This window comes from Methylobacterium sp. Leaf89 (assembly GCF_001422215.1).
Lineage (GTDB): Bacteria > Pseudomonadota > Alphaproteobacteria > Rhizobiales > Beijerinckiaceae > Methylobacterium.
In genome coordinates this window covers 176,975-196,827 of record NZ_LMML01000004.1, presented here as the reverse complement: position 1 = coordinate 196,827, position 19,853 = coordinate 176,975, and the positions used below count along the sequence as shown (strand labels likewise).

The 19,853-nt window shown below is 72.5% G+C and carries 19 protein-coding genes; 6 read left to right on the top strand and 13 right to left on the bottom strand.

Translation table 11 applies throughout. From position 1 onward, the window contains the following. Nucleotides 1-16: 16 nt before the first annotated feature. From ASF18_RS02290 to ASF18_RS02280, 3 genes are read right to left on the bottom strand one after another with little or no spacing between them, the layout of a single operon-like run. A complete protein-coding gene (locus tag ASF18_RS02290) occupies nt 17-1,303 on the bottom strand; it encodes an efflux RND transporter periplasmic adaptor subunit (protein ID WP_082486955.1) in 1,287 nt (428 codons plus the stop codon). Further along, complete coding sequence (locus ASF18_RS02285; RefSeq protein WP_056349016.1) at nt 1,300-1,929, bottom strand: TetR/AcrR family transcriptional regulator; 630 nt, start codon at nt 1,927-1,929, stop codon at nt 1,300-1,302. The genes ASF18_RS02290 and ASF18_RS02285 overlap by 4 nt, the downstream gene beginning before the upstream one ends. A 2-nt stretch (nt 1,930-1,931) precedes the next feature. Further along, nucleotides 1,932-2,165 carry a hypothetical protein gene (locus ASF18_RS02280; RefSeq protein WP_056349013.1) on the bottom strand — a complete coding sequence of 78 codons (234 nt, stop codon included), beginning with the start codon at nt 2,163-2,165 and terminating at the stop codon, nt 1,932-1,934. Between the two features lie 233 nt (nt 2,166-2,398). Here ASF18_RS02280 and ASF18_RS02275 point away from each other — a divergent pair, with 233 nt between their 5' ends. The 3 genes from ASF18_RS02275 to ASF18_RS02265 all read left to right on the top strand — a co-directional run bounded on the left by ASF18_RS02275 (nt 2,399) and on the right by ASF18_RS02265 (nt 5,533). After that, entirely contained in the window at nt 2,399-4,279 is a 1,881-nt protein-coding gene (locus ASF18_RS02275) for a glycoside hydrolase family 15 protein (protein ID WP_244472535.1), read from the top strand. An 87-nt stretch (nt 4,280-4,366) separates the two neighbouring features. Next, the gene (locus tag ASF18_RS02270; RefSeq protein WP_056270138.1) at nt 4,367-4,585 is read left to right on the top strand and encodes a hypothetical protein; all 219 of its coding nucleotides are present in this window, start codon (nt 4,367-4,369) and stop codon (nt 4,583-4,585) included. 69 nt (nt 4,586-4,654) lie between these two features. Next, entirely contained in the window at nt 4,655-5,533 is an 879-nt protein-coding gene (locus ASF18_RS02265; protein WP_056349007.1) for an SDR family oxidoreductase, read from the top strand. Nucleotides 5,534-5,600: 67 nt separating this feature from the next. Here ASF18_RS02265 and ASF18_RS02260 read toward each other — a convergent pair whose 3' ends face one another. From ASF18_RS02260 to ASF18_RS02250, 3 genes are all read right to left on the bottom strand, one after another. Next, on the bottom strand, nt 5,601-7,151 hold the full coding sequence (locus ASF18_RS02260) for a GMC family oxidoreductase (protein WP_056349003.1): 1,551 nt from the start codon (nt 7,149-7,151) through the stop codon (nt 5,601-5,603). Beyond that, nucleotides 7,148-8,554: an alpha/beta fold hydrolase gene (locus ASF18_RS02255; protein ID WP_056349001.1), complete on the bottom strand. Its 1,407-nt coding sequence runs from the start codon at nt 8,552-8,554 to the stop codon at nt 7,148-7,150. The genes ASF18_RS02260 and ASF18_RS02255 overlap by 4 nt, the downstream gene beginning before the upstream one ends. A gap of 103 nt (nt 8,555-8,657) precedes the next feature. Further along, nucleotides 8,658-9,086 (bottom strand): MarR family transcriptional regulator, encoded by a 429-nt coding sequence (locus ASF18_RS02250; protein ID WP_056349327.1) that lies wholly within the window; start codon nt 9,084-9,086, stop codon nt 8,658-8,660. Nucleotides 9,087-9,346: 260 nt separating this feature from the next. On the opposite strand from ASF18_RS02250, the gene ASF18_RS02245 reads away from it, so the two are divergent. Continuing rightward, nucleotides 9,347-10,444, top strand: a complete 1,098-nt coding sequence (locus ASF18_RS02245) for a branched-chain amino acid aminotransferase (RefSeq protein ID WP_056270149.1) — start codon at nt 9,347-9,349, stop codon at nt 10,442-10,444. Between the two features lie 24 nt (nt 10,445-10,468). Here ASF18_RS02245 and leuD read toward each other — a convergent pair whose 3' ends face one another. The 6 genes from leuD to ASF18_RS02215 form a co-directional block, all read right to left on the bottom strand. After that, entirely contained in the window at nt 10,469-11,077 is a 609-nt protein-coding gene (gene leuD, locus ASF18_RS02240; RefSeq protein ID WP_056215506.1) for a 3-isopropylmalate dehydratase small subunit, read from the bottom strand. A 2-nt stretch (nt 11,078-11,079) separates the two neighbouring features. Beyond that, nucleotides 11,080-12,528 (bottom strand): 3-isopropylmalate dehydratase large subunit, encoded by a 1,449-nt coding sequence (gene leuC, locus ASF18_RS02235; RefSeq protein WP_056348997.1) that lies wholly within the window; start codon nt 12,526-12,528, stop codon nt 11,080-11,082. A gap of 297 nt (nt 12,529-12,825) precedes the next feature. After that, the gene (locus ASF18_RS02230) at nt 12,826-13,938 is read right to left on the bottom strand and encodes a hypothetical protein (RefSeq protein ID WP_056348993.1); all 1,113 of its coding nucleotides are present in this window, start codon (nt 13,936-13,938) and stop codon (nt 12,826-12,828) included. Between the two features lie 157 nt (nt 13,939-14,095). Then, entirely contained in the window at nt 14,096-15,118 is a 1,023-nt protein-coding gene (locus ASF18_RS02225) for a glycosyltransferase family 4 protein (protein WP_210166750.1), read from the bottom strand. Between the two features lie 31 nt (nt 15,119-15,149). Beyond that, nucleotides 15,150-15,968 carry a hypothetical protein gene (locus ASF18_RS02220; RefSeq protein ID WP_056348988.1) on the bottom strand — a complete coding sequence of 273 codons (819 nt, stop codon included), beginning with the start codon at nt 15,966-15,968 and terminating at the stop codon, nt 15,150-15,152. Between the two features lie 118 nt (nt 15,969-16,086). Beyond that, a complete protein-coding gene (locus ASF18_RS02215) occupies nt 16,087-17,316 on the bottom strand; it encodes a lytic murein transglycosylase (RefSeq protein ID WP_056348985.1) in 1,230 nt (409 codons plus the stop codon). Nucleotides 17,317-17,606: 290 nt separating this feature from the next. On the opposite strand from ASF18_RS02215, the gene ASF18_RS02210 reads away from it, so the two are divergent. Together ASF18_RS02210 and ASF18_RS02205 are read left to right on the top strand one after the other, a co-directional pair. Continuing rightward, nucleotides 17,607-17,837 carry a hypothetical protein gene (locus ASF18_RS02210; protein WP_056215483.1) on the top strand — a complete coding sequence of 77 codons (231 nt, stop codon included), beginning with the start codon at nt 17,607-17,609 and terminating at the stop codon, nt 17,835-17,837. Nucleotides 17,838-18,263: 426 nt separating this feature from the next. Next, entirely contained in the window at nt 18,264-19,061 is a 798-nt protein-coding gene (locus tag ASF18_RS02205; protein ID WP_056348982.1) for a lytic transglycosylase domain-containing protein, read from the top strand. A 45-nt stretch (nt 19,062-19,106) separates the two neighbouring features. Here the strand turns inward: ASF18_RS02205 and ASF18_RS02200 are convergent, their stop codons facing one another. Beyond that, a complete protein-coding gene (locus ASF18_RS02200; RefSeq protein WP_056348980.1) occupies nt 19,107-19,481 on the bottom strand; it encodes a hypothetical protein in 375 nt (124 codons plus the stop codon). Nucleotides 19,482-19,853: the final 372 nt, after the last annotated feature.

The following is a 19,853-nucleotide window of genomic DNA, read 5'->3' as shown; positions in this document are numbered from 1 at the left end:
ACGAGGCGGCGCCCGGTCAGGGCGTCCCGGCCTCGGCGGTCTCGCGCGGGGAGGGGGCGGCGGCCACGGCCGGCTCCGGCACGGCCAGCGCCACCGGGCGGACCCGGTCGCCGTCGCGCAGGAAGCTGCCGGCGCGGGCCACCACGCGCTCGCCGTCGGCGAGTCCGGCGCGGATCTCGATGTCGTCGTCGTCGGACAGGCCGGTGCGGACCTCGCGGGCCTCGACCACGTCGTCGGCGACCACGAGGACGGAGCTGCGCTTGCCCCCGCCGTAGAGCACGGAGGCCTGCGGCACGGTCACGCCGCGGGTCCGGGCGAGCTCGACGGCGCCCCGCGCGAAGGTGCCGATGCGCAGGCGCGGATCCGGCTCCAGGCGAACGCGGACCTTGCCGAGGCGGGTCGCCCGGTCGACCTCCGGGTAGATGGTCCGCACGCTGCCCGACAGGCGGACACCGTCGCCGAGGTCGATCCAGGCCGGGGCGTTCTCGCGCAGCTGCGGCAGCTTGGTCTCGATGACCTCGCCCTCGAGTTCGATCTCGCCCCGGGCGATCAGGCGGAACAGGGGCTCGGCCGAGGCGGAGGCGGCCAGGCCCACCCGGGCGGTGCGGCGACTGACGATGCCGGCCTCCGGCGCGCGGATCTCCGTGCGGGCCAGGCGCAGGTTCAGTTCCTCCAGCACGGCCCGGGCCTGGGCGAGGTCGGCCCGGGCGATGCGCAGGCCGTTGCGGGCGAAGGCGAGCTTGCCCTCGGCCTGGCGCAGGCTGGCGGTGCGGCCCTCCATCACGGCCGCGGTGGCGTTGCCGGTCTTCAGGAGCTGCTGCACCCGCTCGAAGGCGAGGCGCGCCTCGGTCTCGGCGGCCTCCGCCTGCTCGATGCTGCTCTGGGCCTGGGGCACGGCGGCCTCGGCCTTCTCCACCAGGGCCGCCTGCTGGGCGAGCTGACGGTCGATGAGGTCGCGCGAGAGACGGGCGAGCACCTGCCCCCGGGCCACCCGGGCACCTTCCTCCACCAGCACCTCGGTGACCCGGTAGCCCTCGATCTCGGGCGTCACCAGGATTTCGTCGCGCGGGACCAGGGTGCCGGTGACGACCACCGACTCGACGATCTCGCGCCGCCTGGCTTCGACCACGCTGATCGTCGGCACGAGGCCGGCCTTGACCGGCTGGGCCGCGCCGGCCGGCGGCTGGGTGGAGCCTGCCGGCGGCTGGGTGGAGCCTGCCGGCGGCTTGGCCGGGCCGGCGAGAGCTGCGGAGGCCGGCAGCGCCAGGGCGAGCAGGGCGAGGCCGAGGCGGGCGGCGGTCATGGGCGGGGTTCCACGGCGGGGAGGGGGGCGCGGCCGGCGAGTCCGGCCTCAATCAGGGCCTGGAGCTGCGCCACGGCGAGACCCGTGTCGAAATCGGGAAGGATGGCCCGGCTCAGGACGATCCCCTTCAACTGGGGCGCCAGCAGGGCGTAGAGGGCGACGGGATCGCAATCCGGAGCGGTGGCGAGGTCGGCGAAGGTCTCCTCGAACCAGGCCCGGGCCTCCGCCTCGGTCTCCGCCGTGAGCGCCGCGATGGCCGGGTTGCGGGTGCCCTCGGACCAGATCTCCAGGCGCAGCACCGCCGCCTCCCGGGTCAGGGCGCCGAAATACTGGCCGAGCACGCCGAACAACGCGCCGCGCCGGTCGCCCTCCTGCTGGAGGCGCGTCACCAGCTGGGCGCCGCTGATCCGTTCCCGCTCCACGAGGCCCAGGACCAGCGCCTCCTTGGAGCGGAAGTAGTGGTAGAAGTTGCCCGCCGTCATGCCGGCCTCGCGGGCGAGGTCCTGCATCGTGGTGCGGTGGAACCCGTTGCGCACGAAACAGGCGCAGGCGGCGTCGAGGATCTGTTCCCGGCGCGGGGCCTGGCTGGCGCGGGCGTCGATGAGGGTGCCGACCGGCGAGGCCATGGTCAGGAGACCCGTCCGTCCGCCGACGGCGCGACCACCCGGCAGGCGGCGACCGAGGCGTCAGCATCGGCGCAGAGGCGGCCCTGCCAGCCGACCGGGCCGTTGCCGGTCCAGGCGATGAGCGCGGCCCAGCCGAGCACCAGCACGGCCCCGAGCAGCAGGTGCTCGGGCGCGAGGAGCGCCCGCGCCTTCCGCACCAGCGCCTCGAACGGGAAATCCTCGTGCGTCCGCTGCATCGCATCCTCCAACCGACACCGTCGTCGTATTGAATGTTCATTCACTGGTCAATGAGCGTTCATTCTGGCCGTGCGGAAGGGCACGGCGATGGGGCCTCACGGCCACGAGCGCCCTGCCCCGCGGGCCGCCGTGTCAACATGAAGCAAGCCGGGACCGGAACGGCCGCCCGCCGCGCGGGTTCGAGGAGACCCCCGCGGAGGATCCCGGTCGGCTCGGTTCGGACACGCGCGACGTGCGCGGACGGCCCGTGGCGCCACGCCCGGCCCCGGCCGGTATCGTCCGCTCACCACCCGAGGTCGCCCGCACCGTGCTGAAGCCTTTCCCCCGCAAGGGCGGTGCCGTCGGCCGCACCGACGGATTTCTCCCGATCGAGGGCTACGCGGCGATCGGCGAGGGCCGCTCGGTGGCACTCTCGGGGGCCGACGGCTCCATCGACTGGTGGTGCTGTCCCAATCTCGACTCGCCGCCGCTGTTCGACCGCATGCTCAGCCCGGAGGAGGGTGGCTACTTCGCGATCACGCCGGAGGAGCCCTTCACCGCCGAGATCGGCTACCGCGACGGCAGCAACGTCCACGAGACCGTCTTCACCACGAAGACCGGACGCGCGCGCCTCACCGAGAGCCTGAACAGCGGCCCCGCCGGGCGCCTGCCTTGGGCGGAACTCGCGCGCCGGATCGAGGGTCTGGAGGGGCACGTGCGCTTCCGGGTGGCCCTGGTCTTCGGCACGCGGGGCGACACGGCCGCCCCCTATCTCTCGGGCAACAGCAACGGCACCGCCTTCCACGTGGCCGGCATGATGGGCCTGTTCCGCACCAGCGACGGCATCCGGATCGAGACGGAGAACGACCACGTCATCTCGGGCTCCGTCGAGGTGCGGGCGGGTCAGCGCGAGGTCGTCGCCATCGTGGCCGCCGAGAACCAGCCCCTGGTGGTGGCGCCGATCGACGAGATCGACGGGCGCATCGACGTCTCGTGCCAGGAATGGCGGGACTGGACCGAGCGTCTCGCCTATCGGGGCCGCTATGCCGAGCAGGTCGAGCGCAGCGCCCTCGCGCTGAAGCTGCTGCTCTACTCGCCCACCGGCGCCATCGCGGCGGCGGCCACGAGTTCCCTGCCCGAGGGCATCGGCGGCTCCAAGAACTACGATTACCGCTACGCCTGGATCCGCGATGCCGGCTACGTCATCAAGGCCTTCCTGCGCCTGGGTGCCCAGGCCGAGGCCAACGCGGCCCTGTCCTGGCTGATGCGGCACATCGGCGAGCACGGGGCGCAGGTGCTCTACACCCTCGACGGCGGCTGCGTGCCCGGCGAGCGGGACATCGACCTGCCGGGCTATCGCGGCTCGCGCCCCGTGCGCACCGGCAACGCCGCCACGGGCCAGCACCAGCACGGCATCTACGGCGACATCTTCGAGACCGCCGAGCGCTTCGTGGCCGACGGCAACATGCTCGACCTGCGCACCGGGACGCTGCTCGCCCAGCTCGCCGACCAATGCGCCGAATCCTGGAAGCTCAAGGATGCGGGCATCTGGGAGTTGCCGGAGGCCGAGCACTACACCGGCTCCAAGATCAGCTGCTGGCAGGCGCTGGCCCGGGCGGTGGAACTCGCCGATGGCGGCCACCTACCGGGCACCTGCCGCGAGCGCTGGGCCCGGGCCCGCGACCGCGTCGCGGACTGGATCGACCGGAACTGCTGGTCGGAGGCCAAGCAATCCTACGTCATGTATCCCGGCACGGAGAAGCTCGATGCCTCCCTGACGCTGGCCGTTCGCTTCCGCTTCGGCAACCCCGAGCGCCTCGCGGCCACCTGCCGGGCCATCGACCGGGAGCTCGGACGCGGCCCCTATCACTACCGCTACACCGGCGCCGAGGCGGAGGAGGGCTGCTTCCTCGCCTGCACCTTCTGGCTCGTGGAGGCCAGGGCCCTGCTCGGGGAGACGGCGGAAGCGCAAGCCGCGTTCGAGGCGCTGGTGAAGGCCCTCGACCGGAATTCCGGCACCTACTCGGAGATGGCCGACCCGGCCAGCGGCACCTATCTCGGCAACCTGCCGCAGGGGCTGACCCATCTGGCCCTGATCCAGGCCGCCGCCACCCTGTCGGGCCTGAGCCTGTAGAAGGCTGCGGCGCCCGGCGGGAGCTTTGGTCGCAGATCCGACCCGGGCCCTGCCGCGTTGCCGGGGAGCCCATCAGGAGACGGCAGCATGGCCAAGACCACGAACAAGACCACGGACACGACCAATCCGGACGTGACGACCTACATCCTGAAGCAGGCCATGGCCGCACGCGTCGACGATCACGTGGAGATCGCGGTCGAGGCCGAGGACGGAACCACCTTCAAGATCCGCGCGACGCCCGACCAGCTCGATGCCCTCACGGGCGACCTCGAGACCATTCTCGAGGCCGACGACGCGGACGCCTGATCGTCCCGGGGCCCGCCGCCCGGTGGGCCCCCTTTTGTTGAAGACAGCCCCGGAAGGCCTCAGACGCCGATGACCATCGATCCCCGCGACGCCGGCCCGCGGCCGCCCTTTCCCGGCGACCAGCAACAGGAACGGCCGGGCCTGACCTCGCGGATGCGTCCGGCCCCCGACCACGGCGAGACGAGCTACGTCGGCAAGGGACTCCTCATCGACCGCGTCGCCCTGGTGACCGGCGGCGATTCCGGGATCGGCCGGGCCGTGGCCATCGCGTATGCCCGCGAGGGCGCCGACGTGGCGATCGCGTACCTGCCGGTCGAGCAGTCCGATGCCGAGGACACCGCCGAATGGGTGCGCAAGGCGGGCCGGCGCGTCCTGCTCCTTCCCGGCGACCTGCGCGACCCGACCTATTGCCGCGACCTCGTCGCCCGCACCGTGTCCGAACTCGGCGGGCTCGACATCCTCGTGAACAACGCCGCCGCGCAGGTGGTCAACGAGGACCTCGACGACGTGACGCCGGAGGATCTCGAGGGGTCGTTCCGCGCCAACGTCTTCGCGATGCTCTACCTCGCCCAGGCGGCCGTGCCGCACATGAAGCCGGGCTCGGCCATCGTGAACTCCACGAGCCAGCAGGCCAAGATCGCCGACAAGACCATGCTGGTCTACGCCGCCACCAAGGGCGCCATCGCGAGCCTGACCATCGGCCTGTCCAACCTGCTGGCGCCGAAGGGCATCCGGGTGAACTGCGTCGCCCCGGGCCCGGTCTGGACCCCGATCCAACCCATCGTGAAGAGCCCCGAGCAGATCGCCTCCCTCGGCGCCGACACGCCCCTCGGCCGCGCCGGCCAGCCGGCCGAACTCGCCCCCGCCTACGTGCTCCTCGCCTCGCGGGAGGGCAGCTACATGACCGGTGCGCTGGTGCCGGTCACGGGCGGGACGCCGATGTATTGAGGGACCATGCCCGGGTGGCCGAGGCGGTGGCTTCGAGCCACCGCGGCCGAGGCCGGATCGGACGGGCTTAGCGTCCGGCCTTGAGGAAGGCCTCGGCGCTGCGTAGGCTCAGCGCCATGATCGTCAGCGCCGGGTTGGCGGCGAGCGAACTCGGGAAAGTCGAGCCGTCGCAGATCCAGAGGTTCGGGACCTCGAAGCTGCGGCCGACGGGGTCGACCACCGCCGTGTCGCCGTCGCGGCCCATGCGGCAGGTGCCGATGGTGTGGGCGACGCGCTCCAGGGTCCAGAGATCCGTGGCCCCGGCCGCCTCCCAGACCTGATTCAGGAAGCGGGTCGCGTGAGCGTTGAGGCGCTCCTCGTTCCGGCTGTAGCCGAAGCTGATCGCGGCCTTGCGCATGCCCAGAGCGTCGACCTCGTCGGACAGCGTCAGGACGTTGGCGTCGCAGGGCAGGGTCTCGCCGTTGATGCCGATCCCGGCCATGTGGTTGTAGCGGGCCAGTTGGTCGGCCAGCGCCCGCCCCCAGAGCTTGCGGCCCCGCGCCAGGGAATTGGCGAAGGTGAGGGGCACCACGCCGAGGCTCTGGACGAGGTAGCCGCCGGCGAAGTCCGCATCGGCCGGGCGGATCATGTCCTCGGTGATGAGCGAGGACGGGTAGCCCTTGTTCATGCGCATCTCGGGCTCGAAGGTGCCCCAGACCTGGGTGGCGACGTGGCCCATGTAGTTGCGCCCGACCTGGCCGCTGCCGTTGGCGAGGTCGAGATGCAGCAGGAGACGCGCGGATTCCACCGAGCCGGCGCAGAGGAAGACGGTGCGGCAGGGCTGACGATGGTCGATGCCGCCCTGGCGATAGATCACCGCCGTCACCCGGCCGTCCTTCGCGCGCTCGATGCCGTGGACCCGGGCCTCGGCCCGGATCTCGGCGCCGTGATGGACGGCGAGCGGCAGATAGGTGACGTCCATGCTGGTCTTGGCGCCGGTGCGGCAGCCCTGATGGCAGTAGCCGCAATTGATGCAGCCGGGCCGGGTCGGGCCGTGCTCCTGCGCGAAGGCGCGCGAGACCACGGCCGCCGGCGCATCGGCGTAGCGCACGCCGAGCGCCGCACAGGCGCTGGCCATGGCCTGGGCCGGGGCGTTGCGGGCGACGGGGCCGAGCGGGTAGGTGCGCGCGTCGTCCCAGGGATACGAGGCCGGGCCGGACACGCCGATGAAGGCCTCGACGCGCGCGTAGAAGGGCAGCAGCTCGGCGTAGTCGAGGGGCCAGTCGACGCCCTCGCCGGTCTCGGTGTGGAGGCGCAGGTCGCGGGCATCGGCCCGGGGCGTGAAGGCGCCCCAGTGCAAGGTGGAACCGCCGACACCGGTGCCGCTGTTGTTGCCGCCGAAGGCCTCGGGCGTCGAGCCGCCGCTGATCCGCTCCTCGGTCCAGTAGATCTCGTCGGCCAGGGTCTCGTCGAAGGCGAATCCCTTCGGATCGAAGTTGGGTCCGGCTTCCAGGGCGACGCAGGACAGGCCTGCCTGAGCGAGGCGCGCCAGCAGGGGCGCGCCGCCGGCGCCGGTGCCGATCACCACCGCGTCGACGGTCTCGGAGGTAGCAAAGCGACGCATCGCATCGAGGTTCATCGGGCAGTCTCCAGGGGGGCGTTCGGTTCCCAGGCCTCGCGCTGGCCGATGCCGCCCGCGTGGAAGCCGGGCAGGGGGGCGGTATCGCCGCCGGCGCCGATGCCGCCGAAGTTCATGCGGGCGAGGGCGACAGGGTGGGCAAGATAGGTGCGGGCCACGTCCGCGCGCAGGTCCTCGAACCAGAAGCCCATCTGCTCCGCATCGAGATCACCGGAGACCGCACCGGATTCCAGGCTTCCGAGCATCGCGTCCTGCGCCTCGGCCCCGAGGGCGACGAAGGGCGCGTCGTGGGCGGCGCGGGCGGCAGCGTCTAGGGTGCGAAGGGCACGCCGGTAGGCTTCCGGGTCGGGGGGAAGCCGGGCGAAGCGCCAGCCATCCCCCGCCCCGCTCGCCAGCCGCGCGTCGATGCGGGCGGCAAAATCGATGGTCCCGGCGCCGTCCAGCGGAAGCACCCGGGCGCAGGCGGCCCGCAGGATGGCGAGGACGACCGGATCGAGGGCCCGGGGCTGATAGGCCGGATCGTCGGGCTCGGCGCGCTGCAGCAGGGCCGCGCGCAAGCGGGAATTCACCCGGTCGGACCGGATCAGGGCCGCGTAGGAATCCGGGATCGCGGGCGCCTCGGCTTCGTTCGAGACCGCTCCGGCCGCGAGGCTCCGCACCGCTTCGGCCACCGCCTCAGGGCGCTCCAGGGGGATGAGGTGCCCGGTCCCTGCGAGAGACACGAGACGATGATGGGCGAGGTGCGGCGCCATCAGCGCGGCCTGGGCGGCGGGGCCGAGAGCGGCATCCTCCGCCCCCGCCAGGAGGATCGCCGGGCTGCGCAGCACGCCGATGCGCGCGCACCAGTCCTCGCGGCTGCCCGCGGTGAGCCAGAGCGTCCAGGCATCGGGGCTGGCACGCAGCACATCCGCCACCGTCCGCGCCATCCGGTCAGGGTCGAAGGGCCGGGCGATGTTCGCGGCGACGAAGGCCTCGGCCTCCCGCTGCCGGGTCTCGGAATCGGCACCGATCCAGGCGATCATGGCGGCGCGCTTGTCCTCGCCCATGGGCTCGGGGGAGGGTGGCGAACCCGCCATGAGCACGAGGCCGGTCAGGCCTTCGAGGCCGGGCGCGCCGTCCTCCGCCTGCCGGGCGACCGCGAGGGCGACCTTGGCGCCCATGCTGTTGCCGGCCAGCATCCACCGTTCTGGCGCGTCGGCGCGAATCCGGGCAGCCACGCCCTCCGCCATCGCGGCGACGTCCCGGCCGGCGTCGGCACCGTCCTCGCCGAAGCCCGGCAGGTCGAGGGCGACGCAGGTCACGGCATCCGCGAGGTGTTGCGCGACCGTCTCGAAAGTCCCGGCACTGCCGCCGAGGTAATGAAGGCAATATAAGACCGGGCGGTCGGATGATGTGATCGACATAGGCCCGAAAGAGCGCGCGGCGTCGCGCGTTCAAGTCATCGGGGACGCGGCGTTCGGCAGCAGCCCGGGCGCGGAACGAACGCCTACGCCGGTTGCGCGGCCTTCAGCGGGGCGCGCAGGCCTGCAGAGCCGCGAAGACGCGCAGGCTCGCCTCGAGATCGGCGGTGCCGACCTCGGCGAAGACCGTGGCGCGCAGGCGGGCGAGGTCGGCCTCCATGCGGGCGACCACGGCCATGCCGGCGGGCGTCAGGCTGAGCACCTTGGCCCGACGGTCGGTGGGGTCCTCGCGGCGGAGCGCGAGGCCGGCCTCGCAGAGCTGGTCGAGGAGACGGACCAGCGACGGGCCCTCGATGCCGACGGCCTCCGCGAGGGCGTTCTGACGCGGAGCGCCGTCGAGACGGGCGATCATGATCAGCGGCACGGCGGTGGCGTCCGAGAGGCCGTGCGCCTCCATCACGGCGTTGGCGGCGCGGCGCCAGTGCCGCCCCGTCAGGAGCAGGGTGTGCGTGTAGGCGAGGCGGAGCTGGTCCAGGCGGCGGTCGGGCGGCACATCGACCGGCGCCGGATCCGCGGACGGTTTTCGGGGCGGCACGCGTGAAGCTCCTGTGACACCGACCGGTGGACGATCCGGTTCTCTTTTCGTTTGCGCATTATTAGGATGCAATCCGTTTGATCGCAAGCGGACATCGTCGTATCAGGGCACCAGCCCACGTCTCGTCGTCCGGATGCGCCCGGCGGCCCGCGCCGCACCGGCCCTTGATTGATCCGACGAGACGTAAGTAAGGACTGACGATGAGCGCCCCCGACGACCTCTCCTTCACCACGCAGCCGCACGCCTCGCCCGTCTCGCCGGAGCGCCGGGCCGAGCTCCTCGTCGATCCCGGCTTCGGGCGGGTGTTCACCGACCACATGGTGACGATCCGCTACGTCGAGGGGCGGGGCTGGCACGATGCCCGCGTCGAGGCGCGCGCGCCGATCGCCCTCGATCCGGCGGCGGCGGTGCTGCACTACGCCCAGGAGATCTTCGAGGGGCTGAAGGCCTACCGCACCGCCGACGGCGGCGCCGCCCTGTTCCGGCCAGAGGCCAACGCCCTGCGCTTCCGCCGTTCGGCCGAGCGCCTGGCGATGCCGCCGCTGCCCGACGCCGTCTTCGTCGAGTCCGTCAAGCAACTGGTCAGCGCCGACCGCGACTGGATCCCGTCGAGCGAGGGCGGCAGCCTGTACCTGCGCCCCTTCATGATCGCCAGCGAGGTGTTCCTCGGGGTCAAGCCGTCCTCGGAATACCTCTACCTCGTCATCGCCTCGGCGGTGGGCGCCTACTTCAAGGGCGGCTCCGAGACCGTGACGGTCTGGGTCTCACGGGACCAGACCCGCGCCGCCCCCGGCGGCACCGGTGCGGCCAAGTGCGGCGGCAATTACGCGGCCAGCCTGCGCGCCCAGGCGGCAGCGGTGGAGCATGGCTGCGCCCAGGTGGTGTTCCTCGACGCGGTCGAGCGCCGCTGGGTCGAGGAACTCGGCGGCATGAACATCTTCTTCGTCTTCGACGACGGCTCGATGGTCACCCCGCCCCTGAGCGACACCATCCTGTCGGGCATCACCCGCGACTCGATCCTGACCCTGGCGAAGGCCGACGGCATCACGGTCGCCGAACGGCCCTATTCCATCGACGACTGGAAGGCGGACGCCGCCAGCGGACGGCTGCGCGAGGTCTTCGCCTGCGGCACCGCCGCGGTCATCACCCCGGTCGGGACCGTGCGCAGCGCGGACGGGGAATTCTCGGTCTCGGACAACGTCGCCGGCCCGGTGACGAAGCGCCTGCGCTCGGCCCTCGTGGACATCCAGCGCGGCAACGCCCCCGATCCCCACGGGTGGGTCACGCGGGTGTACTGAGCCGCCGGCAGCCCCGAGCCCGGCTCAGGCGAGCCAGGGCTGGGCCGCGAGGTGCCGGGCCTGGAACGCCCGGATCGCCTCCGCGTGGTCGAGGGTGGCCCCGATCGCGTCGAGGCCCCGGACGAGGTGATCCTTGCGCCGGGCCGGGATGGCGAAGCCCTGCACCGCGCCGTCCGCGGTGGTGATGGTCTGGGCGGGCAGGTCGATCGTCATATGGTTCCGGGCGGGGTCTGCGGCCCGGGCCGACAGTTCCGCGACGGGTCCGGGCGCCAGCTCGATCAGCAGCAGGCCGTTATTGGCGGCGTTGTCGGCAAAGATGCCGGCGAAGCTGGTGCCGATGACCGCGCGGATGCCGCCCTGGAGCAGGCCCCAGACCGCGTGCTCGCGCGACGAGCCGCAGCCGAAATTCGGGCCGACCACCAGGATGCAGGCCCCCTGCCATGCGGGCCGGTTGAGGACGAAGTCCGGGCGCGGCTGGCCGGGGCCGGCATAGCGCAGGTCGTGGAAGGTGGCCGCCCCCAAGCCCGCGCGGTCGATCCCCTTGAGGAACTGCTTGGGCATGATGACGTCGGTGTCGATGTTGGCCCCGGGCAGGCCGGCGGCCGGGCCCGCGACGATCGTGAACGGCTGCATGGTCAGGTCTCCGGCGCGAGGCGGTTTTCCGGCGCGAAGCGGCGGCTGTCGGTGAGGTGGCCGGCAATGGCCGCGGCCGCCACCATGGCGGGGCTCATCAGGTGGGTGCGCGCGCCCACACCCTGACGGCCCTCGAAGTTGCGGTTGGTGCTGGAGGCGCAGCGCTCGCCCGGCGCCAGCACGTCGTCGTTCATGGCCAGGCACATCGAGCAGCCGGATTGGCGCCACTCGAAGCCGGCATCGCGGAAGACCCGGTCGAGCCCCTCCGCCTCGGCCGCCCGGCGCACGCTGGAGGAGCCGGGCACCACCATGGCCTGGACGCCGTGCGCGACCCGCCGGCCGCGCACGAGGGCGGCGGCCTCGCGCAGGTCGGAGAGCCGGGCGTTGGTGCAGGAGCCGATGAAGGCGCGCTGGATCGGGATGGCCTCGAGGGGCGTGCCCGGGACGAGGTCCATGTAGGACAGTGCCCGGACCATGTCCCGGCGACGGGCCGGATCGGGCTCGGCCGCCGGATCGGGCACGCGGCCGTTGACCGGGCCCGCCTGGTCCGGGCTGGTCCCCCAGGTCACCATCGGCTCGATCGCGGCGGCGTCGAGGGCGACCTCGCGGTCGAACACGGCCCCGTCGTCGCTGCGCAAGCTCGGCCAATGGGCCGCGGCGGCCTCCCAGAGGGCGCCCTTCGGCGCGCGGGGCTTGTCCGACAGGTAGTCCAGCACGGTCCGGTCGGGGGCCATGACGACGCCGCGGGCGCCGCACTCGACGGCCATGTTGCAGATCGTCATGCGGCCCTCGACGGACAGGGCCTCCACGGTGGGGCCGGCGAACTCGACGGCGTAGCCCGTCGCCCCGTCGGCGCCGATGCGGCGGATCAGGGCCATGACCACGTCCTTGGCGGTGACGCCCGGCGCCAGGGTGCCCGAGACCGTGACCCGCAGGGTCTTCATCCGGCGGTACACCAGGGTCTGGGTGGCGAGGTAGTGCTCGATGTCCGAGGTGCCGATGCCGAAGCCGAGGGCGCCCAACGCCCCGTAGGTGGTGGTGTGGCTGTCGCCCGCCGCTACGATCATGCCCGGCAGGACGAAGCCCTGCTCGGGGGCGACCACGTGCTCGATGCCCTGGAGCGGGTGCAGCACGTCGAGGAGCTCGATCCCGAAATCCCGGCAGTTCTCGTCGAAATACGCGACCTGCCGCGCCCCGCCGGGATCGGGCATGGCGGCGACGCGCTCCGCCGCCGTGGGATTGACGTGATCGACCACCGCCAGGGCGGCGTCCGGCCGCCAGACCCGGCGCCCGGCGGCCCGCAGGCCGCTGAAGGCCTGCGGGCTGGTGTACTCGTTGAGCACCGTGCGGTCGACGTAGAGCAGGACGCTGGCCCCGGGGCCTTCGGCGTCGTCCAGACGGCGCACGGTGTGGGCGTCCACCAGCTTGTCGTAGAGGGTGCGGGCCTGCATCGATCGGCTCTCGGGCTCCGGCGGGACTGGGTTCAAACGGGAAACGCGGTGCGGGACTGAACCCGATCCAGGGCCCCGAAGCCAATGCCGATGCGGCATCGGGTGATGCCGGGCGCCGCACCCGGAGCCCGCCGGCCGAACGCCTTCGGGCGACGGTGGCGGCCGGGTCCGGCGGAACCAGGGGCGGATACGGGCTTTGCTCGATCAGAGCGGAGGCCGGATCGGCAAGCCCGCGCGACGCTCGAGCGAAGCCGGAATCCGCCACCCCGAGGGATCGAACGCATCGGGTTCGAGGGGTCAGGGCAGGGCGGCGCGCTTGCGCAGGATCAGGTCACCGCGGAACAGGAACTTCAGGGCGCGCTTGCCGGTGTCGACCTCGGTGGTAAAGACGTTGCCGTGGCTGTCCACCGCAAGGTTGTGGACCCAGTGGAAGTCGCCCGCCATCCGGCCGTTGCGGCCGAAGGCGCCGAGCACCTCGCCGGTCTCGCGGCTGAGCGTCCGGACCTCGTTGTTGGCCCCGTCCGCGTTCAGGAGGTAGCTCTGCTCGGCGTCGGGCCAGAGCGCCAGCTCCCAGACGGAGCCGTTGGCGCGGGTGTTCGCCTCGACGAAGAACTCCTTCACGAAGGTGCCGTCGCGGCGGAAGACCTGGACCCGGTCGTTGGTGCGGTCGCAGACGTAGACCAGGCCGTCGCGGGCGATCTGCACGCAGTGGACGGGATTGCGGAACTGCTGGGCCGGAGCCGCGACCGGGTCGTAGGCCGGCAGGGTCTCGTCCGTGGGCGGCTTGCCGTAGGCGCCCCACATCCGCTTGAACGCGCCGGTCTCGGCATCGAATACGATGATCCGATGGTTGAAGTAGCCGTCGGCGACGTAGAGCTCGTTGGTCTCGGGATCGACCTGCATCGCGGCCGGCTTGCCGAGCCGCGAGGTGTCGAGGCTGTTGGTCTGCGGGCCCTGCTTGCCGATCTGCAGGACGAACCGGCCCTCGGTGGTGAATTTCAGGATCTGCCCGTCCGTGTCGCCGTTCCCGGCAAGCCAGACGAAGCCCTTGTGGTCGATGTGGATGCCGTGCTCGTTCTGCGGCCAGTCGTAGCCCTCGCCGGGGCCGCCCCAGCTGCGGATCAGGGTGCCGGCCTGGTCGAACACCAGTACGGGGGGCGCGGGGCGGCAGCACTTGGTGCGGGGCGGCGAGAGGCTTGCGGCCTTCTCGTCATCGGTGAGGGTGCGCGGGCGCTGCACCACCCAGATGTTGTCCTGCGCGTCCACGGCGACGCCCGAAGCCTGACCCATGATCCACTGATGGGGCAGCGGTTTCGGCCAGGCCGGATCGACCTGGAAGGTCAGCGGATCCGCACACGCCACACCCGACCACGCGACCGCGAGCGCGGCCAGACCAAGCCGAAGCCTCATGCTTTCCTCCCGATGTCGCCCGGCCTTGGCGACCGTCTCTTGATGATCGGCTGTTGCCGATCAGATCTTTCTGATCCGATCTTGCACACAGTATTCGCGCCCGGCGGGGAGGCGTCCAGTCGCGCCTGGGCGGAGGCGTGTCGCCGACCCGGATCTGTCACCCGGCCGGCGCGCGTCGGACCCCCTCCTGGGACGCCCCCCGGAGGACCGCCTCCCACAGGATCGCCGCCCGCTCCCAGGTCAGGGCCCGGCGCTGGAGGAGCGCGCCGGCGCTGAGCTCCGACCAGAGGTCGTCCTGGGTGGCGAGGCTCACGACGGCCTCGGCGAAGGCCGCATCCGTCCCGGCGATCCAGCCGTTCACGCCGTGCTGCACCCGCTCGGCGAGGGCGCCGATGCCGGCGGTCACCACCGGCAGCCCCATGGCCTGGGCCTCCGCCGCCGCGAGGCAGAAGGTCTCGTCGGGGGAACCGGGGCAGACCATGGCGCGCGCGGTGCCGTAGAACGCCGCCAGGGCGGCGGCCCCACGGCGGGGGTGGAACACCACCGGTCCGCGATCGTCGGGCGAGTCGGGCTGTTCGGATCCGAAGACGTGGAGCTTCGCGCCCGAGGCGATCAGGGGCGCGGCGCTGCGCCAGAGCCGCAGCATCCGGTCGAGGCCGCGCTGGGGCTGGGAGGCGTAGACGAAGTCCCGGCTCCGGCCCCGCGTCGGCTCGGGCGTCAGGAAGACGGGCGAGACGCCGTGCGGGACGACGTGGCGGCGCCGGAAGGGATAGAGCGGCGACATGTTCCGCGCCGCGAGGGTGCCGACGAAGACGGCCTCCGGCCGCAGGGACAGGAAGGGCAGGAGGTAGCCCTTCCGCACGGACTTCTCGACGTTCAGCGGATTGTGGACCCAGACGATGCCGCGCCGGCCCGGATGGGCGCGGAGCGGGCGGGGGTCGTTGCTGGTGACCACCGCGTCGGCCTCGCAGGCCGCCGCCTCGCCGAGGGGGATGTTGCGGACGCCGTCCCGCTCCACCGTCCCGCTCCGGCGGGTGGCCAGGGTCACCGCCCAGCCCCGTCGGGCCAGGGCGCGGGAGAGGGCGATGTTCGTGCTCTCGATCCCGCCGAGGCCGATCGCGGGCGGCGTGTCGAGGCCGAAGGCCACCGGCGTCGCGCAGATGAACAGGACCCGACGCATCGACATCTCCAGGGATCGCGTGTCCGACCGGTCAGAGGCCGAGGCTCCGGGCCTGCTGGCCGAGCCAGGAGGTGGGCGGCGGGGGAGCGTCCCGGCCGATCGACCAGAGCTTGCCGCGCCAGGCATGCACCGAAACCGTCTCGGGCCCGATGAGCGTGCGCGCCGCCCGGTCGTCCGCCTCGGTCAGGAGGTGGGCGTCGTCGTCGCCGAGGGGATAGAACACCGCCCGCGCCCGGGCATGGCCCTCCAGGCGGAGCTTGCGCACGAAGTAGGTGAGGGCGCGCGGGCCGATCGCCAGGCGCTCCGGGTGGAACGGGATGCTCTTGCCGACCAGCAGTTCGAGGCGGCGCTTGACCCGGATGTGTGCGGTCGCCCAGGGCGCCCGGATCGGCACCGTCGAGATCGCGTCCCAGTAGCGGGTGACGAGCTCGGACTCCGGGGGTGCCGACAGGATCGCGTTGTTGAGGCGGCTCGCGTTGAGCCAGCCGAACAGGTACTCGGCTGCGCCGGCGGGCGTCTCGAGGGGGCGCTGGAAGACGCAGTCGAGGTCCGACCAGATGCCCTTGCCGTCGCGGATCAGGCTGAGGCGCAGGTAGTCGGCGTAGAAGGCGAGGACTCCGCGGCTGCGGTAGAGATCCGCCATGACGTTGGGGCCGATCCCCTCGCGGGCATCGATCACCGAGCCGGGCAGCCCCTGCGCGCGCAGGGCGGCGACATCGTGCGCGTAGATGTGGAGCGGGTGTCCGGCCGCGACGATCGAGGCGGCGCTGAGCCGTTCGAGCCAGGTCACCGGCCCTTCCCAGTAGGTGACGATGGTCCTCGGTGGCGTTCGCTCGGGCGCAACGGGCATGGCCGCGGATCGACTCATTCCCTCTCATGCCCTTCCGTCTCGCCGCCGCGCGGCCTCGGTTCCCGGGGCTGCTCTATCGCGGCCCCTCCGGCAGGACCACCGCTAAATCCGGTCCGGATCACGGGGAGGCCAGGATCCGCTCCCGCAACGGGGCATCCGCGTAACCGTCGGGGGGCAGGCCGTTGGCGGCCTGGTAGGCACGGATCGCCGCCCGCGTCCGGGGGCCGATCTTGCCGTCGGCGCCGCCGGCCGGAAACCCGCGCTCGGCGAGGCGCAGCTGCAGCGCCCGGACGTCGCCGGTACTGGGCATCACCGCGTCGCGCGGCCAGTCCCGGATGAAGCCCGGCTCGCCGCGCAGGCGGTCGGACAGGTGCGCCACGCTGAGCGCGTAGGCGAGGGCGGTGTTGTAGCGCAGGATGACCCGGAAGTTGGGCTGGAGCAGGAAGGCCGGCCCGCGCGCGCCCGCCGGCAGAACCAGCGTCGCCGGGCCGCCCGCCTCCGTCAGCGGCTGGACCGGGATCACGCCGAGGTCGCGCCAATCCGCGAGGCTGCGCTCCGTGGTCTCGTCGGCCAGGGCGAGGTCGAACCCCTCCGGCAGCCGGGCCTCGCTGCCCCAGCGCGCGCCGGAGCGCCAGCCCATCGCCACGAGGTAGTTGGCCGTGGAGGCGAGGGCGTCCGGCACCGAGGTCCAGATGTCGCGCCGGCCGTCCCCGTCGAAATCCACCGCATAGGCCTGGTAGACGGTCGGCATGAACTGGGTGTGGCCCATGGCCCCGGCCCAGGATCCCGTGAGCGGCCCGGGGGGCGCCTTGTCCTGGGCCTGGATTTCCAGGGCGGCGATCAGCTCCGCGCGCCAATAGGGCGCCCGCGCCGTCTCGGTGCAGGCCAGCGTCGCCAGAGCGCGCAGGACGGGACGGACGATCCCGGGATCCTCGAGCACGCTGCCGTAGGTCGATTCGACCCCCCAGAAGGCCGCCAGGACGAAGCGGTCGACGCCGTATCGGGCCTCGATGGCATCGAAGGTCGCGGACCATTCCGCCAGCTTGCGCCGGCCTTCGGCGATCCGCGCCTCGGTGAGGTTGGCATCGAGGTAGGACCAGATCGGCGTCACGAATTCCGCCTGGGCCTGCGGCGCGGCGGCCACCTCGGAATCGGGGGAGAGGGCGCGCAAGCCGTCCGCCACCCGCGCAGGAACGCCACGCGCCTCCGCTTCGGCGGCGATCGCCCCGGTGCACAGCCCGAAGGCGCGGGGTTGCGCCTCGCCCCCGGATGCGGCACCCGCGGCGGGGGCCGCGGTCTCGGCCGACGCGGTACGGCCCGCCTCCGGAAGCAGGAACAGGGCGGCCATGAGAGAGATCGCGGCGGCAGGCCCGCGCAAAACCCCGGAGCGTCGCTGGCGGCACCACATGCGGGTCGTCTCCTCTCCTCGTTCCGTCGGGAGCCTAGCGTCGCCGATCGGAGGGCGGAAGCGGTCCCTGGCGACGCCTCGCTCCCCGCGGACCGCCGCGTGATCGGGACGCGCCGGCCTGGCCGCGGCATCCACCGGCCGTTGCGAAGCCGGCGCTGCGCGTCCACGATCGGGCGAGGGAGGATCGTTATGCGTTGCCGGAACCGGCGTGATCGCCCGCGAGGCGGCCGATGCTGATCGCGCTGCTACTGGTCGTGGGCGGGATCGCGATCGGCTTCTGCAGCCGGGTCATGACGGCCGTCGGATTGTCCGGTCTCGTGGTCGTCCTGTCGGTCGTGGTCTGGATCGCCCGGGGCGACGCCTCCGGCATCGGCGGCCTCGTGCTGCTCGCCCATCTCAGTGCCCTGCAAAGCGGCTACCTGCTCGGCGCCTATCTGCGCGTCCGCGCCGACGACCCCTGACGGCGCGGCGGCCTCACCAGAACCAGACCGCCGTCTCGCTGAGCGCCAAGATCGGCCACCACAGAAGTAGGGCCGTCGCGCAGGAAACGAGCACCAGCGCCAGGGGCGGGCGCCGGTTCGGGCCAGGACGGCGTGTCTTGATGCGGAACATGATCGATGCGGCCCGGGACAGTTCGACGTTCGTCTAGGGCTGAACTGCAGGGTCCGGACCGTCCCGGCGGCGAGGTCGACGCGACGGCGCGGCGCTGCATTCGGACATCTCTGCGTAACCAAACGCGGGGAAGTGATGTCCGTGGCCTGGTTCGCAAGCAAAATTGCCGCAATGTGGCTCGACTCACGGTCGCGTTTGCCGCCTTGCTCCGCGCAAGGGGTCACCATCGATCCGTGCGGCCCCGGGGCGGCGCCGCACGGCCAGGGAGTTTTGACATGATCGGACGTGGGTATCGGACGCCGTGGCTCGCGGCGGCCTTCGCGGCGCTCGTCTGTGCGACGGGCGGGGCGAACGCGGCGCAATGCGGCAACAGCGCGGCCGGCTTCGAAGCCTGGAAGCGGGAATTCGCCGAGGAGGCGCGCGGCCGGGCCAGCGCCGCGAGCCTCGCCGCCCTGATGGGCACGTCCTACTCGACGGCGACGATCTCGGCCGATCGCGGCCAGAAGAGCTTCAAGCTCTCGCTGGACCAGTTCCTGGCCAAGCGCGGCGGCAACACCATCGTGTCCCGCGGCCGCGCCCTCAAGGCCCAGAACGCCGCCCTGTTCGACTCGATCGAGCAGCGCTACGGCGTGCCGCCGGGTCCGCTTCTGGCGATCTGGGGCATGGAGACGGGCTTCGGCGCGGTGAAGGGCAACGTGAACACGCTCTCGGCGGTCGCGACGCTGGCCTACGATTGCCGCCGCTCGGCCTACTTCACCGACCAGCTCTACGCCGCCCTCACCCTGGTGGATCGCGGCGTCCTGACCGCGAGCACCCGGGGCGCGGCCCACGGCGAGGTCGGCCACACCCAGTTCCTGCCCAAGAACGTCCTGAACTACGGCGTCGGCGGCAGCCTCGACAGCTCGGCCAACGCCCTCAACTCCACCGCGAACTTCCTGAAGGGCCATGGCTGGCGCGCGGGCGCCGGCTACCAGCCGGGCGAGCCGAACTTCGCCGCCATCCAGGGCTGGAACGCCGCCTCCGTCTACCAGCGCGCCATCGCGCTGCTCGGCGAGCGCATCGACGGCCGCTAGCGGCCCGGTCCGCGCTCCGCGCCCCGGCGCGGAGCGCGTCCGGCCTCAGGGCCGCAGCCCGGCGACGTCGTCGCTGCAGAGCATCAGGTCGGTCGCGCCCGCCACGAGACCGGCGACGGCGCGCAGGTCCTGCGGCTCGCGCGGGCTCGCCGCCACGCGGCCGGCATCGCGCTTGAGGGCGCGGTTGCAGCCGCAGGAGGGCAGGCCTCCGTCGGGCGTGCAGGCATCGTGCCTGCGGCACGCGGCATCCAGCGCGTCGATCGGAGCCACATCCATGCCGTCGTTGCCGGGGCCGCAATAATGCCCGTGCATGAGCAGGGTCGGGCGCGGCGTCTGACCGGGACTCGTCAGGTCCTGGGCGGCGAGGGGCGTGGCGAGGCTGAAGGCTCCGAGAAGCAGGGCGAGCGTCAGGGTCCGCATGGCGGGTCTCCGGTCAGGGGATGGGGTCAGGAAATCGCGGGGTTCGAGCCCGCCGGACGCGTGGCGGCACCGACCGTGGAATCGGGCGGACGCGGGCGCGGGGCTGCGCCCGAAGGCGGCAGGGTGCGACGCGCTCAGGCCCGGGGAGCGCCTCGGATGAGCGCCCGGACGCGGTCCGGCCCGGCGGTTCCGATGGTCGGCGATGCGAAGGTCATGGTGTCACGGTCCCGCGTCTTGGCAGGACGGATCGGACGCGGGCCGCACGCGCTGGCCGCATCTGCCGTCCGGTAGACCCCTCGGGCGTTACAACCGGATCGGAACCGCTGCGTTCCATAGTTTTCGCAGAGCCTCCGGTCCGGACCGGCGAACGTT